The 908-nt window shown below is 43.8% G+C and carries 1 pseudogene; it reads right to left on the bottom strand.

What is annotated here, in order from left to right:
* Positions 1 to 908 (bottom strand): annotated as a pseudogene (locus FNZ60_RS09860) (hypothetical protein); the annotation flags it as partial.

Genomic DNA, 908 nt, shown 5'->3' with positions numbered 1-908 from the left:
ACAACAAAGCATCGCCTTGGACAGATTCCGTAATGCTGTCTATTTTCTTATTAAAGTTATTAACGACGTTTGTGAAATTCGTATCAATGCCGGCAAAGGCTGATCCTACATCGGAATAGGATTTACTTGTAACCTCTCCATCTTTAGAAACATTCGATACTTTATAGGTGGGAGCATTAAAACCCGTGCCGTTAAACGATGCGTCACCACCTAAAATTTTTGCCAAATCCGCTGTAATGGCATTAATCTGACCACCCGTAACCGCATCACTCGAACCTGCGGCTATAGAACCATCCGCTAGTGACGTGATCTTGCTGGATTTTCTGTCTCCATCTTTGCCATGCACTGCAACAAAGGCTCCTGTACCTTCATCCCACAACAAGGCATCGCCTTGGATTGTCGTAATCTCTTTAGTCACCTCTTTGGTAATTTCATCCTTAACACTCTCAAATTTATCTTTAACGTTCTCAAATGACTTACCAACTCCAGCAAAGGCTGAGACGACAGTGTCATACGTTGAGTCAGTAACACCACCATCTTCACTGAAGGTCTTAACCGTGAATTTAGGTGCGGTCCAAGTACCATTCTCATAGCTAGCCTCGCCACCTAAAGACTCCGCAACACCGCTTCCTAGGCTATAAAGCTGACCTCCCGTAACCGCATCACTCGAACCTGCGACTACAGAACCATCCGCTAGTGATGTGATTTTTTTATTTGCGACGTCAATGCCATCTGTGGTGACTTTGGGACCATTCTCAATGGTTATACCATCGCTGGCTAAAGTAAGTCCCCCTACAGTCAGTCCCCTGCCTTGTATAGATACACCAGATTTTTCCGTTGTATCTAGAGCGGGTATTTTTATGCTGTCTAAAGTGAGATCTTTAGCGAGATCAAATTTCACATTATTA

Source organism: Bartonella massiliensis (genome assembly GCF_902150025.1).
Taxonomy (GTDB): domain Bacteria; phylum Pseudomonadota; class Alphaproteobacteria; order Rhizobiales; family Rhizobiaceae; genus Bartonella; species Bartonella massiliensis.
Note: the sequence above shows the minus strand (reverse complement) of the source record. Positions and strands in the feature narration are given on the sequence as shown.